The organism is Nocardiopsis yanglingensis (assembly GCF_045809185.1).
GTDB classification, from domain to species: domain Bacteria; phylum Pseudomonadota; class Gammaproteobacteria; order Xanthomonadales; family Xanthomonadaceae; genus Stenotrophomonas; species Stenotrophomonas yanglingensis.
Genome location: NZ_JBJNRH010000025.1, coordinates 1 through 14,437 on the forward strand (window position 1 = coordinate 1; position 14,437 = coordinate 14,437).

Consider the following 14,437-nt stretch of genomic DNA (forward strand, 5'->3'; position numbering starts at 1 on the left):
TGAAGTGACCCCCGAGACTTGGACGGTTTCAGGCGGCCGATTGGGCCTGCTCCCGGTACTGTACCGGGCTCAGGCCTTTCAGTTTCAGTTTGATGCGCTCTTCGTTGTAGTACTGGATGTATTCCACCAGCCCGGCCTCCAGACTCTCGATGCTGTCAAAGCTGTTCAGGTAGAAGAACTCCGACTTCAGCGTCCCAAAGAAGCTCTCCATCGCCGCATTGTCCAAGCAGTTGCCACGCCGGGACATGCTTTGCTTCAACGAGTGCTTTTCCAGCATGTGCCGGTAGTTTTCATGCTGGTACTGCCAGCCCTGGTCGGAGTGGATCATGGGGCGCTCATCCGGAGAAAGCTTGCTGATGGCTTCGTCCAGCATCTGGCCTACCAGATCGAACACGGGCTGGCGCTTGATCTGATAAGCCACGATTTCGCCGTTGTAGAGGTCCATGATCGGCGACAGGTATAGCTTCATGCCTTGCACCTTGAACTCGGTCACGTCAGTCACCCACTTCTGGTTGGGCCGCTGGGCATGGAACTGGCGATTGAGCTCATTGCCAACCACAACATTGGCGGCCCCCTTGAAGGACCGGTAGCGCTTCACGCGTACCCGTGATTTCAGGCCCATCTTCCCCATCAGGCGCTGTACCCGCTTGTGATTGGTCCGATGGCCCTGGTTGGCCAATTCCAGCGTCACCGTGCGATAGCCATAACGCCCTTGGCTTTGATCGTAGATTGCACGGATGCGCTCGCACAGGGCTGCCTCATCCTGATCCGGATGGGCCAGGACATGGTTCTGGTAATAGAACGTACTGCGTGACAGCTCTGCCGCTTCGAGCAGAAGCGACAACGTATGAACCTGCCTCAATCCTTGGATGGCTTGCGCTTTGCGTCCTGCGCCGCCTGCTCTTCCCGGATCAAGGCATCGAGTTTTTTTAGGTAGTCGGTCTCCGCACGCAGATAGGCGACTTCCTTGAGCAGCTCATCGCGGCTCATATCCTCAGGCGGCTTGGACGAACGGGTCTTTTTCATCGGCTTTCGGGGCGGCGGCAGGGGCGGTGCCAACGCTTGGGCACCACCCTGAGCATACAGGCGCCGCCACTGCCCGACTGCGCCGGCATCGCCAATCTGGAAGTAGGTGGTGGCCTCCCGCCCGGACAGGCCGTCCCGGCTCATCTTCTCCAGGACCGCCAGCTTGAAGGCGAGGTCATAGGACCGGGGCTGGCGGCGAAACCCACGCCAACCGTGCAGCCGATAGGTCGCTACCCAGCGCCTGACCGTGGAGAACTCCAAGCCGTGGCGACGGGCAATGGCTTTGACCGATGTGGAGGTCTTGCAGGCCTCTTTGGCGACCTGCAGTTTGAAACGCGCGTCGTATTTGTTCATGTATCCCTCGGGGTTGGATCTGGCGTCCAACTCCCGGGGGGCACTTCACCCTGGGGGCTTGGCCGCGGCATCCATGCCGCGGACACCCCCGCAACCGGACCCACCCCGCCTTCGACAGATTTCTGCCGCTGTTGGTGGGTGTCGACCTTGGTCGACACGAACGGAAACACGAAGGGGTCAGAGCCCTTTCCCAGCGGGAAAGGGCTCTGACCCCTTCGGTGTGTTGCTTGAGCCTGTTACCAGTTCGGGTCTTCGGCCGGGGCTGCAGCGGGCTTGGGCTTCGGCTTGGCCGCCGGGCGGGCGGCGGCAGCCGGTGCAGCCGAGGCCGTTGCGCCAGCAGCGGCGGCAGCCGGCTTGCTGCCCAGCTTCTGGCGCAGTTCGATCTGGCCCGGACGGAAGCCGCCACGCATGGCGTCGACGCCGTCTTCGATGGTGCCGTACGAGGTCTGTGCGGCGACGCGGTCGATGCGGATGGTGCAGCACGGGTGTTCGCTGCGGCCCAGCGAGCGGCCGGTCTGCGGGTCCTTCAGTTCCTCGCCCAGGCGCACGGCCTGCCAGCGCTGGCCGGCCTGCACGGTGTCACCGCCCTGGCTCAGCACTACCTGGTCACCGTCGACCGAGACCACCGACACCGGGAACAGGGTAGTAACGATGGTGGTACCGATCTGGCCAGACAGCGATTCCATCATCGCCGCGGCCATGTTGCGGCCGTTGACCACGCGCGGCAGGGTGCTCGGACCGGTCGAGGCCAGCTGGTGGTCGAAGCTGTCGGACATCACCACCTGGCCGGTGGTGGCGTTGATCAGGCGCAGGGTGATGCGGCCGCCACCGGAGTACGAGGTCACCTGGCGGTCGGACATGCGCAGGTTGCGCACGCTGCGCGGGTATTCGAAGCGTTCGATGGTCGGAATCAGGATCAGGTCGGTTGCCAGCTGCTGGCCCACGCGTGCGGTGTCCTGCAGGCGCACGTTGCCGCTGTTGATGTGGTCGATCTCGGCCTGCAGTTCGTCGCCGAACTCGCGATCCAGCACGATGAAGCGCTGGGTCTGGGTCAGGGTGTCGGACAGGCGCGCGCGAATCGCGTCGGCCACTTCATCGGCATCCACGCGGCCATCGCCAACGGCGTAGCTGCCCGCCTTGGTGCGCGGCAGGGCGACCACGATCTTCGGCTTGCCCTGCTCGTCCGGTGCGCGGTACTGGGCGATCTGTGCGCGCACGCGCACCTTCCAGTAGCTGCGCATGCTGCGATGGGTGACGTCCGAATCGAACGAGCTGGCGCCGCGCTTGGCATCGACACTCACCTTCTCGTCGTAGCTCTGCTTGACGCTGGCCGACGCCGAACCGCCCTTGGCCGAGGCTTCGCCAGATGCACTGGCCGACGCCGAGCCCTTGAAGCTCCAGCCTTCGTCGCTGGCGCGCACGCGGGCGATGGTTTCCTCGTCCAGCTGCCGCACTTCATCCTGCGACAGGATTTCATAGCCCAGCACCGCGCCCTGCGAGCCGGCGATCATCTGCTGGGTGAACGCGTCGGCGCGGATATCGCCGACGTGTTCGTCATCCACATCCACATGCAGGCCTGCACGCAGGCTCTGCATCTGGCTGGCCACGCGTACGCCGTTGACCTGCGCCACCGCCGACTGCAATGCCGCCAGCACCGCCAGTTCCGGGGTGCTGCCGATGCCGTCGGCTTCGCGCGCGACCTGGGTGGTGCCGCCGAAATCCGGCGTGCCACGCAGGGGCGCTGCTTCCACTGGCGCATTGCTGGCCAGTGCACTGGTTGCCTTGTCCTTGGCGGGTGCGGGCGCTTCGGCCGGGGTGTCCTGCTTGCCACACGCTGCAAGCAGCGTGGCAGCCAGGCCCAGGCCGATCAAACGGTAGGTCATACGCATGGAGATTCGCCTCGGATCAGAGCTTGTCGAGCATCGAATCGGCGTTGGACGGCACCTTCACCTTGCTCTTCTTGGCGAAGGTCACGGCCGACTTGGTCGAGCCGTACAGGCCCTGGATGAAGCCCGGCGATTCCTTGGCCACCCATGCACCGGCGGCCAGCTTGCGGCCGACGGTGGCCAGCTGGGTCGCGCCCAGGTTCTTCATGCCGGCAGTGAAGTTGCTGGCTTCGCCACCCAGCTTCTGTGCTTCGGCCGCCGAGGACAGCAGCGAGACCAGGCCTTCGGCGTAGTGCTGCTTGGATTCAGCGTTCAGTTCCGGCTGTGCGGCCTGGCGCTCGTTGATCGCCGCCTGCGCAGCTTCGCTGACCGACACCGACTTCTTCATCGCATCGACGCTGACCGAACCCGACGACAGCGCCTGGCGCTCGGCTTCCAGCAGCTGCACCTGCTCGGCCAGGCCGAAGGCGCGGGCGAACGAAGTCTGGGCCTGCAGCGAGTGCGACTGCGAGGTAACGAAACGACGCACCAGCGCTTCCTGCGCGGCTTCGTCCGGGGCGGCGGCGCTGGAGGCGCTGCTGCTGGAGGTGCCGGTGGCGGCACCGGCCAGGTCCTTCAGCTTGCCCAGGCCAGCGTGGGCCGGCATCGACAGGGTGGCGGCAGCGATGGCCAGGGTGAGAGCAGTGGTACGGATCATGTGAGATTCCTTTGGGAGAGACGGCCGCGATGCGGCGCGCAAGATCGGGTATAGCAGCGGGTCAGTGCCGAGCAAGCGCGGCACCCACCAGAGCCGGTAGCGCCGGGCCATGCCCGGCGAGCGCAGCGGTAACGTCAACGAACCGCCTTGACGTTCAGTTCGTTGATCATCTGCTGCGCAGCCTTTTCAGCCGCCAGCTGCAGCGCGTTGGTACGGGCCACGGTTTCATTCGGGCCGGTACCGGAGAACTGCACCGGGCCCACCGACGACACGGTGCGCGGGAAACGACCGGTCACATCCAGCACCTTGCCGGTGACCGTGACGAACACGCGGGTGTTGCCACTGGCCGGGTCACGGTCGCGCATGCCGACGTCGAGGGTGCCGACGGCGATGTACGGGATGTTGGCTGCACGGATACCGTTGGCGGTATCACGCAGGGTGGCCGGGGCGAGGTCGTTGCCGGTGCTGAAGTCCTTGCGGATACGCTCGATGCTGAGCAGGCCGCGCGACTCGCCTTCCACGTATTCGGCTTCAACCACTTCGTAGCCGGCGGCGCTGAAGGCACCGGTCATCGCGGTGTTCACTTCGGCCGCATTGGCCACCTTCCAGCTGATGTTGTCGCTGCGCTGGGTGGTGCTGCCGCCGCTGGTGACCGACATCGACGCATTCTGGTTGATGCTGCCGTTGGTGCTGACCGAGTTGCCACGGAAGCTGTCACCTTCGCGGGTGTTCTCGTTGTAGCTGGAGCTGACGTCGGTGCGGCGGTATTCCTTGTCCTGGAACGACTGCACGGTGTCCTGCGAGCGCGCCATGAACAGGAAGGTCAGCAGCGAGCGCTGGGCAGCGGTGGCACCGGCCACGGCCGAGCCGGCATCCAGCTTGGTCTGCAGCAGGGTGGTGTTGATCTCGGCGCGGACGGTGACGGTGTAGGTCTTGGCCTTCTTGTCTTCGGTGTCCGACAGCTGCACGGCACTGAGCACGTAGCGGTCGATCTCGCCGATGAACTCGGCGCGACGCGCTTCGAACAGGCGCAGCTTGGCCGCACCGGTTTCGGCGATGTACGCCTCCAGTGCATTGACCTTGGCCTTGTTCAGGGCCTGGGCACGGGTGTCGGCACTCAGGCGCAGGCCGTAGCTGGCCGAACCGGTACCGCGCGAACTGGCAGTCTGTGCAGCGACCGGTGAGGCCACCACCAGGGCGATGAGGATGAGCAGGATGGTACGCATCAACGACATGACTTGATCAACTCCTGGAGGGCTTGGGTCTGCTGCTGCAACGGGCGGCCGCCCGGCTTCTGTTCGTCCAGCCAGCCGCGCGAATCGGCGCGCTTGGCGGCGGCGCCGGCGAAGGCGTCGAAGCCGGCCAGCAGGGTTTCGTAGCTGGCCGACCACTGGTCAACCTGCCACTGCGTGACCGGCACCACCTTGGTGGCGCCCTTGCGCAGCGGCTGTTCGAAATAGACCTTGCCGGAGAACGGCTCGGTCACCTTGGCGGTGAAGAACGCACCGAACAGCATCGTCTTCATCGCCGGGGTTTCTTCGATCACGCCGTTCTTCAGCGCATCCACCTGCAGGTTGATGACGTAGTCCGGCTCGGGAATCTTCAGCTGGTAGACCTTGCCGTCGGCAAAGCGCGCCGCCATCGCACCACCGATCGCCTGGCCCGAGGCCGGCGGCAGCAGGCCGACACCGGTATTGGACGACAGCGTCTTGGACAGTTCATGGGCCAGCGTGGCGCGCAGCGGGGCGTCCCACTTCGGGTCGGGCAGCTTGGCGCGGACCGCGTCGGACAGGGTCACGCCACCGACCTGCAGGCGACGCACGGCGGCATCGGGCAGCTTGGCCTGGGCGAGGCTGGCGGCCAGTACCTGCGACAGGCTGGTCGCAGCGTTGCCGTACAGCAGATCGGCGACGATCGCATCGATATCGTCGTTGTCGGGGCGGTAATCCTGCACATCGATGCGCTGCAGGGTGAGCGGATAGGACGCGATCACCTGGCGCTCGCGGAAGTCGAAGAACAGCGCCTGCAGCGCCACTTCCACCAGCACCTTGTACTGGTTGCCGATCGGCTCGACCGACACCAGCTCGCGGTCCAGCGCTGCGGCCAGCACGGTGGCACTGGTGGTGCCGTCGAGCATCGCCACCGGCTGGTCGATCAGTTCCAGATTGGCCGGCGGGCGACGCTTGAGCCCCTGCGCCAGGGTCTGGTTGAGCGGGATCAAGCCACGCTTTTCCAGCACGGCGTGCGCATGCGGCGTGGTCGCCTGCACGGCAGCGGCATCAGCGGTATAGGCAAAACCGGCCCAATAGGCCTGCTGCGATTTGTCTGCCGCCTGCGTGGCCATCGGCCACACGGCCAGGCACAGAGCACAGGCAAGCAGGCGCGCAAAAGCGCGCGATGCGCTCTTCGTCCTTGAATACATCCAACCGCTCCTCGGTCATTACGCACGGAAAGCGGACGCTCATGCGCCCACTGGGCGCGAAACATAACGGCTCGCGGGCCTGCCGACAAGTGCTGCCTTCGTCGCGGTCACTCCGCGGGGGGCAGACCGGCCCTTTGCCGCAGCAGGCCGCGCTCTGCCTGGTTCTGGCTGAGTCTGGCGGCTTCCGCAAAAGCGTGACGTGCATCCTGCTCCCGCCCCAGCTTCTGTAGTAGCTCGCCGCGTACCACCTGTAGCGGCGCGTACTCGCGCAGTCGCGCGTCCACCAGCAACGGCTGCAGCTGCGCCCACGCCGCGAAGGCACCGTCGCTGCGCAGTATCGCCACCACGCGGTTCAATGCGACAACTGGCGAAGGCTGCACCTGCAGCAGCTGCGTATAGAGTGCTGCGATGCGCGGCCAGTCGGTATCCTCGGGGCGACGCGCCGCTGCATGGCACGCTGCGATGCGCGCCTGCAGTACATAGGGATCATCAGCACCACCGGCGGCCAGCGCGCGTGCCAGCACCTGCTGCCCGCGTTCAATCTGCAGCCAGTCCCAGCGCGCGCGGTTCTGCTGGTCCAGCAGCACCGGCACGCCCTGCGCATCGGTCCGTGCTGCGGCACGCGAGGCCTGCAGCTCCATCAGCGCCAGCAGGCCCAACACCGGCGGCATCGGCAGCCGGTGCGCCAGAATGCGCGCGAGCCGCAGTGCCTCCTCGCACAGCGCCGGACGCATCCAGTCGTCACCGGCACTGGCCGCATAGCCTTCGTTGAACACCAGGTAGATCACCTCCAGCACCGAGCCGAGCCGCTCGGGCATCGCGTCTGCGCGAGGGACCTCGTAGGGCACCTGCTTCTGCGCCAGGGTGCGCTTGGCGCGCACGATGCGCTGGGCGATGGTCGGCTCGGGCTGCAGGAACGCGCGCGCGATCTCCACGGTAGTCAGGCCACCCAGCAGGCGCAGGGTCAGTGCCACCCGTGCGTCGGCCGGCAACACCGGATGGCAGGCCACGAACATCAGCCGCAGCAGGTCGTCACCCAGATCATCTTCCAGCGCCTGGCTGTCATCCGGTGCCGGCAAGGGTGCCGGATGCAGTTCCTCGCCCCACTGCGCATGCTGCTGCGCCACCCGCTGGTGCTGGCGCAGCACATCGATGGCACGGTTGCGCGCAGTGGTCATCAGCCAGGCTCCGGGGTTGTCCGGGATGCCCTGCTCCGGCCAGCGCTCCAGCGCGGCCAGCCAGGTGTCCTGGGCCAGCTCCTCGGCACGGCCGACATCGCCCCCAAGCAGCCGCGCCAGGCGCGCGATCAACACCGGCGATTCCATCCGCCAGAGGGTTTCCAGACGCTGCGTCAGTGCGGGCTCGAGCATGCGCCGATCACAGCACGCGCACCGGGCCCGCACAAGCGCCGCAGCTCACGCTTCAACAATCGGCTTGAAGCCGCCCCAGAACATGCGTCTGGTATCGAACGGCATGTCCTTCGGGCCCAGCGATGCCAGCCGCGGGTCCGCCATCACTTTCGCGTTGATACGGTCGCGCGCCGCGCGCGAACGGAACACCACGAAGGCGACGATCACCGTTTCGCCAGGCTTGGCCTTGACCGCACGCGGGAACGACGTGCTCTTTCCTGGTTCCACATCGTCAGCCACGCATTCCATGTACTGCAGCGCGCCATGGTCCTTCCACACCGCCCCGGCCTTGCGGGCAAGGCGGCGGTAGGCCGCCACCTTGTCCTGTGGGCACGGCAGCACGTAAGCATCCACGTAAGCCATGAGGGTTCTCCCTTGCGGCGGCCATCAGCCCGGCTCGCCGTCCATGTGTGCGATTTCCCAGAGGTGCCCATCCAGGTCCTGGAAGCCGCGCTGGTACATGAAGCCGTAGTCGCGCGCCGGCTGTGGTTCGCTGGCACCCGCCGCGAGCGCCTTGTCCACCATCACGTCCACCGCCTTGCGGCTGTCGGCCGACAGGCAGGTGATCACCTCGGTGTGGCTGTGCGCATCGGCAATCGCCTTGTTGGTGAACTGCTTGAAGAACGGCTGGGTCAGCAGCATCACGAAGATGCTCTCGCTGATGACCATGCAGGCCGCATCGTCGTTGGTGAAGGTCGGGTTGAAGCTGTAGCCCAGCGCGGCGAAGAAGGCCTTGGATGCGTTCAGATCCTGCACGGGCAGGTTGACGAAGATCATCTGCGGTTGCGGTGCACTCATCGGTGAAGCTCCTTGTGGATGAAAGAAAGAGGACTCAGGGCTGCTTCATGCAATTGACCATCCACGGCTTGCCGTAGCGGTCGATCAGCATGCCCCAGCGGTGCGCCCAGAACGTTTCGGCGATCGGCATCTGCACCTGGCCACCCTCGGCCAGCGCTGCGAACACGCGCTCAGCTTCTTCGATGCTGTCGACGTCGACATTGATGGTGGTCGAACCACCCTCTCCACCGCCGGGACCGTCGGCCGCCATCACGATGGCGCTGCCGATTTCCAGCTGGCTGTGCGCAACGTGGTCCAGGGTTTCCGGGGGCATCTCGTTGCAGCCCGGCGAGCCATCGGAGGGCGGCATGTCACGGTATTTCATTTCCGAGGTGACCTGGCCACCGAGTGCCTTGGCATAGAACGCCATCGCCTCATGGGCCTGGCCGCTGAAGCCGAGGAAGGGAATCAATTTCATGGCAGTGCTCCGTCGTGGGTTTCAGGGTGGTAGCGCCGGGTTGGGCCCGGCAGGGAGATGAATCGGGTCAACCTTCCAGCTGTGCACGCAGACGCTGTTCCTGCTGCTGTAATTCGGGGGTGAAGGCTTCACCAAAGTCTTCGGCAGAGATCAGCGGGCGCAACTCCAGCGTGCCGCCACTGTTGAACGGCGCCCGGCTGGCCCATTCAACGGCCTCGTCCAGCGAGCGCACGTCCCACAGCCAGAAGCCGGCGATCTGTTCGCCAGCGGGCCCAAACGGACCGGCCTCGACCTTGGGCGCGCCACTGCCGAAATGAATGCGGCGACCGCGCTGGGTGGCGTGCAGGCCTTCACCGGCCAGCATGATGCCGGCGGCCACCAGTTGTTCGTTGAAGGCGCCCATTTCGGACAGTTCCTGTTCGCTGGGCATGCGGCCCGCTTCGGAGTCGGCGTTGGCCTTCACGATCACCATCACTTTCATTGCGGTCTCCCGTGGGGACGCGTGGTGCGTGCCCTTCACTGGGTACAACGAACCAGGGGGCTGGGAATCGACACGTCTTTTGAAAATTATTTCTTCCGCGGAAGCGCGCCTTCGGCGGGAGTCGGCGAACGGCGGAGCCCCTCCGTGGTGGGGTGGGTTGGTCGCTGAAAAGCTCGGGTTCATGGGTTTGGCCGGGTGGGTAGGCGGGTCGGGGGACGCCGTAAACCCGTCCCTGGGGGCTTGGCCGCGGCATCCATGCCGCGGACACCCCCGCCCCGCCTACCCACTCGGCCTTGGACAAGTTCCTGTCTCCGTTCCACCACGGGAAGATCAAGAAAAAAAACAAAAGCAACAGCAACGGCGGTTGGCTGGCGGCCTCGGCTTTGCGAGCGAAGCGACCCGCTTTTGCTCTTGTTGTTGATTTCCCGTGGTGACTCGGCGACCGGAATCTGTCTGGGGCCGGGGGGGGGGGGGGGGGGGGGGGGGGGGGGCCCCGGGGGGGGGGGGCCCCCCCCCCCCCCCCCGCGCCCCCCCCCCGCCCCCCCCCCCCCCCCCCCCCCCCCGCCCCACCCGCAGAAACCCAGCTTTCAGCGACCAACCACCCCACCACGGAGGGGCTCCGCCGTTCGCCGATCGCCCGCCGCAGGCGGCTTTTCGCGCTGCAGCATGCCGGCAGGCAAACCTGCGCCATCATGGACACCCCGCCCCCGCCAGGACCGTGCCATGCAGCAGTATCTGCTTCTGATCTACATCGAGCCTGCCCTGCTGCAGGCCTTGCCCACCGAAGAATTCAACGCGCTGATGCGCGACTGCCTCGCCCACGCCGACAAGCTGCAGGCCGAGGGCACGCTGCTGGCCGCGCAGAAGCTGCAACCGGTCGACACGGCGCAGACCCTGCGCGTGCGCGATGGCCACAGCCGTGTATTGGATGGCCCGTTCGCCGAAACCCGCGAACTGCTGGCCGGCTTCAACCTGATCGTCGCCCGCGACCGCGACGAAGCCATGCGCATCGCCCGCGACTTCCCCTGGGCGCGCTTCGGCAGCATCGAGGTGCGGCCGCTGGAAGACATGGACGCCGAGCGCGAACGCTGCGGCGCCCCGGCTGCGGCTATGGCAGCAGCCGTACTCTGATCTCGCGCGGGCCCACGCCTTCGTTGCCGCTGTAGTCGCGCACGCTGGCGCGCACGGTGTACTCGCCCGGTGGCAATGCCGCCGGCTGCCAGCGCCCGGTTTCCATCAGGCCATCACGCACGGTGTTGGTGGCGAGGTAACGGAAGCGGGTCACCGCGCTGCCATGCACGGTGATGCCGCTGTCCGGCGCGTAGGCCACGCGCACCGCTTCGGTCTGCGGCGGCATGCGGTTGAACACGATGTTCCAGCGCGGTTGCTCATAGCCCTGCAGCGGCTGTCCGCCGGCATCGAGGATCTGGTAACCCACCTGGTACATGCCCAGCCGGCGCCGCGGCAGGTTGTTGTCAACCTGGTCCCAGGCCTCGACCACGATCTGCACGCCACGTCCCTGCCGCGCCAGCATCACCACGCCGTCGCTGCCGGCCGCCAGCGGTTGGTCGTTGTCGTCCAGCAGCGCAACATCGGTGATGCGCGGTGCGAAGTGGTCGGCGTAGTTGTGGAAGCCCAGCGCCACGGCGTTGGTTTCGAAGCCGCCGGTGCCCACCGCCAGGTGCACGTGCGCCTGGTTGTTGATGCTGCCCAGGCGATCGCCGACGTGGATGCGCGTGCCGCGACGCACGCGCATCCGCTCCAGCTTGCCCTGTTCGTCGTACAACGCCTGCCAGCGCGCATCAAACGGCTGGTCGCGCGGGGTGCGGCCGACCCGCATGTGGATGTACTTGAGGCGGTCCACTGCCAGGCCCTCGGCCTGCCCACCCAGGCTCCAGGCCGCTACCGGGCTGCTGATCTTGCCATCGGCGATCGCCAGCACGGTCTGGCCGACATCGCCGCGCACATCGAAACCGCCGTGCAGGTGGTGGCGGCTCTCGCCCTTGAAGTTGCCGCGCACCTCGCCCAGCGTGCCCACCACTTCATGCCAGCCGTCCTGTGGTGCCAGCGGCCAGCGCCCACCGGTGTCCGGCAACGCTGCATCGGCAGCGGGCCCGACCAGCGCCGGTGCCGGCAAATCACCCACCGGCAGCGGGCGCAGGCGGTGCAGGCGATAGCTGGCGGAATCGGCGACCAGCACGCTGCCGTCGGCATCCATCGCCAGACCACTCGGGCGGGCCAGTCGCGGCAGGCGCCCGTTGCCCACCAGCGCGATCTGGTGGCCCTGCGGCGTCACCTGCACGATGCGTCCATCAAGGTCACCCACGTACAGCACGCCGTCGTGCGTGGTGGCCAGCGACAGCGGCCCATTGATCACGCCGCCATCGCCCAGCAGCGTGCTGACCATGCCGTCGGCACCGACCCGACGCACCGCGTTGTTGAACAGGTCGGCCACCAGCAGGGCACCGTGTGCGTCGAAGGCCAGCGCCACCGGGGTATCGAAGCGTGCATCGCCTGCCAGGCCATCGGCCAGCCCCGGCCGATCACCGCCGGCCAGGGTGCGCACGTTGCCATCGGTGCCGATCACCCGGATGCGGTCGTTGAAGGTGTCGGCCACATAGACCTGGCCGTGCGCGTCCACCGTGATGCCCATCGGTGCATCGAAGCGCGCCTGTGCGGCCGGTCCATCGGCGTACCCCTGCTCGCCACCGGCCAGCGTGGTCACCTGGCCATCGGTGCCGATGCGGCGGATGGCGTGGTTGCCGGTGTCGGCCACGTACAGGTTGCCCTGCGCATCGGCGGCAATGCCCGAGGGCGTATTGAAGCTGGCCTGCAGTGCCGGGCCATCTACGCGCCCCTCGCCCTGCCCGGCCACCGTTTCAACGCGGCCATCGGGAAGGCGGCGACGGATCCGGTTGTTGTCACCGGCATCGGTGAAATAGACGCTGCCATCGGCACTGCGCAGCAACGCGTACGGGTCGGCGAAACGCGCCTGCGCGGACGCACCGTCACGGTCACCCGGGTGGCCATCACCGGCCAGCGGTTCGATCTGCGCGGTCCAGGCCAGCGGCGTGGGCGCCGGGCCTGCCGGTTCAGCCAGGGTGTGCAGCGGGGTCTCCCACCAGGTGGCGGCCAATGCCACCGCCGTTGCCAACGCTACGCCTGCTGCCATCCATTGCCACCGTGCCATCGTGCTGCGCTGCCTGCCTGCTGCTTGAAGAGGCAACGACAATAGACGCTGAAGACGCGATCCGCCACGGCCAATCGTACTGCCGGATACCAGAGTTCCATGCGTTACGCTTGTTCTCGTTGGCCTCAGCGGGTTCAATGCTCTTCCCACGGATGGAGATCCTCCATGCCCCGCGTCTTTCCCCTCGCCGCCCTGCTGGTGGCCGCCCTGGCCAGCATGCCGGCCTCTGCCTCGATCACGGTGGCACCACAGAAGCCGTCAATCACCGCCGATGCGATGCACATGGCCTACGCCACGCGCTGGGATGAGGCCATCCAGCAGTCACGCAGTGGCAACACGCTGGGCGCGCTGATTGCGATGGAACGGCTGATGGAAGATCCGATGCTGGATGACTTCGATGCCGAACATCGCGGCCGCGCTGCACAGGTGGCCGGCTGGACCGCGATGGTGCAGAAGAAGCCGGACCAGGCCCGCCGCTACCTGCAACGGGCGCAGGAGGCACTGCCGGACGATGCGCAGATCCTGCTGACCCTGATGTCGCTGGAGCTTTCCGAGAACAAACCCGTTCCGGCCACCAGGCTTCTGGTGCAGGCGCTGAAGCATGCCGACGCGCCGCTGCCGCTTGAGCACCAGGCCATCAACTATCTGCAGTACCGCCTGCGCGACCAGCCGCAGCAGCGCATGGAGCTGCTGCAGGCACTGTTCGACAACGGTTGGAAGAGTGGCGGCCTGGAGCCGACCGGACTGTGGCTGGCACTGGCCACGCTGCAGGCCGACAACGGCCGGGGCGACGACATCCCGGCCACGCTGGCGCGCATCACTGCCCCCGCCGAGATCATCCGGCTGCGCAGTGACAAGCGCTTCGATCGCTATGTCGACCGCAACGATGCCCGCTTCGATCCGGTGCAGGCTGCACAGAAGCACCTCGACGAACTGCGCGTGTCTGGCCTGCTGGATCGCAAGCTGGATGCACGCATGGCCGAATTCAGCAGCACGCTGCTGATGCTGGACCGCAACGAGGAAGTGCTGGCACTGACCGAAGGCATGGCCGGTGCGGCTGCCGAAGGCGAGTCCCCTTCGGCGGCGGAAGCCGAATGGGTGGCGTGGCTGCTCAACAGCCGGCTTACGGCACTGCGCCGGCTGGGGCGCACCGACGATGCACTGGCAGCAGCACAGCAGGCCGCCCGCATCGGCGCACTGGGCCCGGACGGCATCGAACATCAGTTGAATGTCAGCTTCGTGCTCACCTCGCTGGGCCGCATGCAGGAGGCTGCGCAGACGGCGAGCGATATCCAGGGCCTCGCCGGCTACGGCAAGGCTGCACAGGCCCTGGTGCAGTTCGCCGCCGCGCGCGAGCGGGGCGATGCCAAGGCGATGGGCGCCGCGCGCGAAGTGATCCTTGCCCAGCGCAACGACGCACGCCTGTTCCATCGCGAGATGCTGCTGGACGAAGGCAACCTGGAGGGCGCAGCGGCGGTGCTGATCGAACAGCTGCGCTCACCCGATGACCGCGGCGAGACGCTGGCCAGCCTGCAGGACATGCGTACCTATCCCTCGCTGCCGGGTGACGTGAAGATCGATGCGGCCTGGCGTGCCCTCAAGCAACGCGCGGACGTGCAGGCCGAGGTCGCCCGCGTCGGCCGCATCGAGCACTACGAACTGGTCAGCAGCTCAACCTCGCGCTGAGCAGATGCGCTGTGGAGCCGAGCCCATGCTC

The 14,437-nt window shown here is 66.7% G+C and carries 13 protein-coding genes; 2 read left to right on the top strand and 11 right to left on the bottom strand.

What is annotated here, in order from left to right:
* Window positions 1-28: 28 nt before the first annotated feature.
* From ACJ7C5_RS20455 to ACJ7C5_RS20500, 10 genes are all read right to left on the bottom strand, one after another.
* A protein-coding gene (locus ACJ7C5_RS20455; protein WP_088026290.1) for an IS3 family transposase occupies window positions 29-1,380 on the bottom strand; the annotation gives its coding sequence in 2 pieces (ribosomal slippage) (window positions 29-933 and window positions 933-1,380; 1,353 coding nt in all).
* A 236-nt stretch (window positions 1,381-1,616) separates the two neighbouring features.
* A complete protein-coding gene (locus ACJ7C5_RS20460; RefSeq protein ID WP_094000550.1) occupies window positions 1,617-3,269 on the bottom strand; it encodes a CsgG/HfaB family protein in 1,653 nt (550 codons plus the stop codon).
* A gap of 16 nt (window positions 3,270-3,285) precedes the next feature.
* Window positions 3,286-3,963 carry a hypothetical protein gene (locus tag ACJ7C5_RS20465; RefSeq protein WP_094000551.1) on the bottom strand — a complete coding sequence of 226 codons (678 nt, stop codon included), beginning with the start codon at window positions 3,961-3,963 and terminating at the stop codon, window positions 3,286-3,288.
* A gap of 134 nt (window positions 3,964-4,097) precedes the next feature.
* Complete coding sequence (locus ACJ7C5_RS20470; protein WP_049443871.1) at window positions 4,098-5,198, bottom strand: hypothetical protein; 1,101 nt, start codon at window positions 5,196-5,198, stop codon at window positions 4,098-4,100.
* Window positions 5,189-6,385, bottom strand: coding sequence for a hypothetical protein (locus ACJ7C5_RS20475; RefSeq protein WP_088023859.1), 1,197 nt, complete (start codon window positions 6,383-6,385; stop codon window positions 5,189-5,191). Before ACJ7C5_RS20475 ends, ACJ7C5_RS20470 begins: the two co-directional genes overlap by 10 nt.
* Window positions 6,386-6,492: 107 nt before the next feature.
* Complete coding sequence (locus ACJ7C5_RS20480) at window positions 6,493-7,755, bottom strand: RNA polymerase sigma factor (RefSeq protein ID WP_412704911.1); 1,263 nt, start codon at window positions 7,753-7,755, stop codon at window positions 6,493-6,495.
* Between the two features lie 45 nt (window positions 7,756-7,800).
* Window positions 7,801-8,157 (bottom strand): DUF1428 domain-containing protein, encoded by a 357-nt coding sequence (locus tag ACJ7C5_RS20485; RefSeq protein WP_014645774.1) that lies wholly within the window; start codon window positions 8,155-8,157, stop codon window positions 7,801-7,803.
* 24 nt (window positions 8,158-8,181) lie between these two features.
* Window positions 8,182-8,592 carry a VOC family protein gene (locus ACJ7C5_RS20490; protein WP_049395630.1) on the bottom strand — a complete coding sequence of 137 codons (411 nt, stop codon included), beginning with the start codon at window positions 8,590-8,592 and terminating at the stop codon, window positions 8,182-8,184.
* A 34-nt stretch (window positions 8,593-8,626) separates the two neighbouring features.
* Window positions 8,627-9,049: a VOC family protein gene (locus ACJ7C5_RS20495; RefSeq protein WP_005407887.1), complete on the bottom strand. Its 423-nt coding sequence runs from the start codon at window positions 9,047-9,049 to the stop codon at window positions 8,627-8,629.
* A 67-nt stretch (window positions 9,050-9,116) separates the two neighbouring features.
* Window positions 9,117-9,530, bottom strand: a complete 414-nt coding sequence (locus tag ACJ7C5_RS20500; RefSeq protein ID WP_134952181.1) for a YciI family protein — start codon at window positions 9,528-9,530, stop codon at window positions 9,117-9,119.
* 723 nt (window positions 9,531-10,253) lie between these two features.
* Between ACJ7C5_RS20500 and ACJ7C5_RS20505 the strand changes: the two genes are divergently transcribed.
* Entirely contained in the window at window positions 10,254-10,661 is a 408-nt protein-coding gene (locus ACJ7C5_RS20505) for a YciI family protein (protein ID WP_005412102.1), read from the top strand.
* On the opposite strand, the gene ACJ7C5_RS20510 is transcribed toward ACJ7C5_RS20505, so the two are convergent.
* Window positions 10,639-12,702: a hypothetical protein gene (locus tag ACJ7C5_RS20510; protein WP_412704912.1), complete on the bottom strand. Its 2,064-nt coding sequence runs from the start codon at window positions 12,700-12,702 to the stop codon at window positions 10,639-10,641. The genes ACJ7C5_RS20505 and ACJ7C5_RS20510 overlap by 23 nt on opposite strands.
* A gap of 183 nt (window positions 12,703-12,885) precedes the next feature.
* Here ACJ7C5_RS20510 and ACJ7C5_RS20515 point away from each other — a divergent pair, with 183 nt between their 5' ends.
* Complete coding sequence (locus ACJ7C5_RS20515) at window positions 12,886-14,406, top strand: hypothetical protein (protein WP_412704913.1); 1,521 nt, start codon at window positions 12,886-12,888, stop codon at window positions 14,404-14,406.
* The last annotated feature ends 31 nt before the right edge of the window (window positions 14,407-14,437 follow it).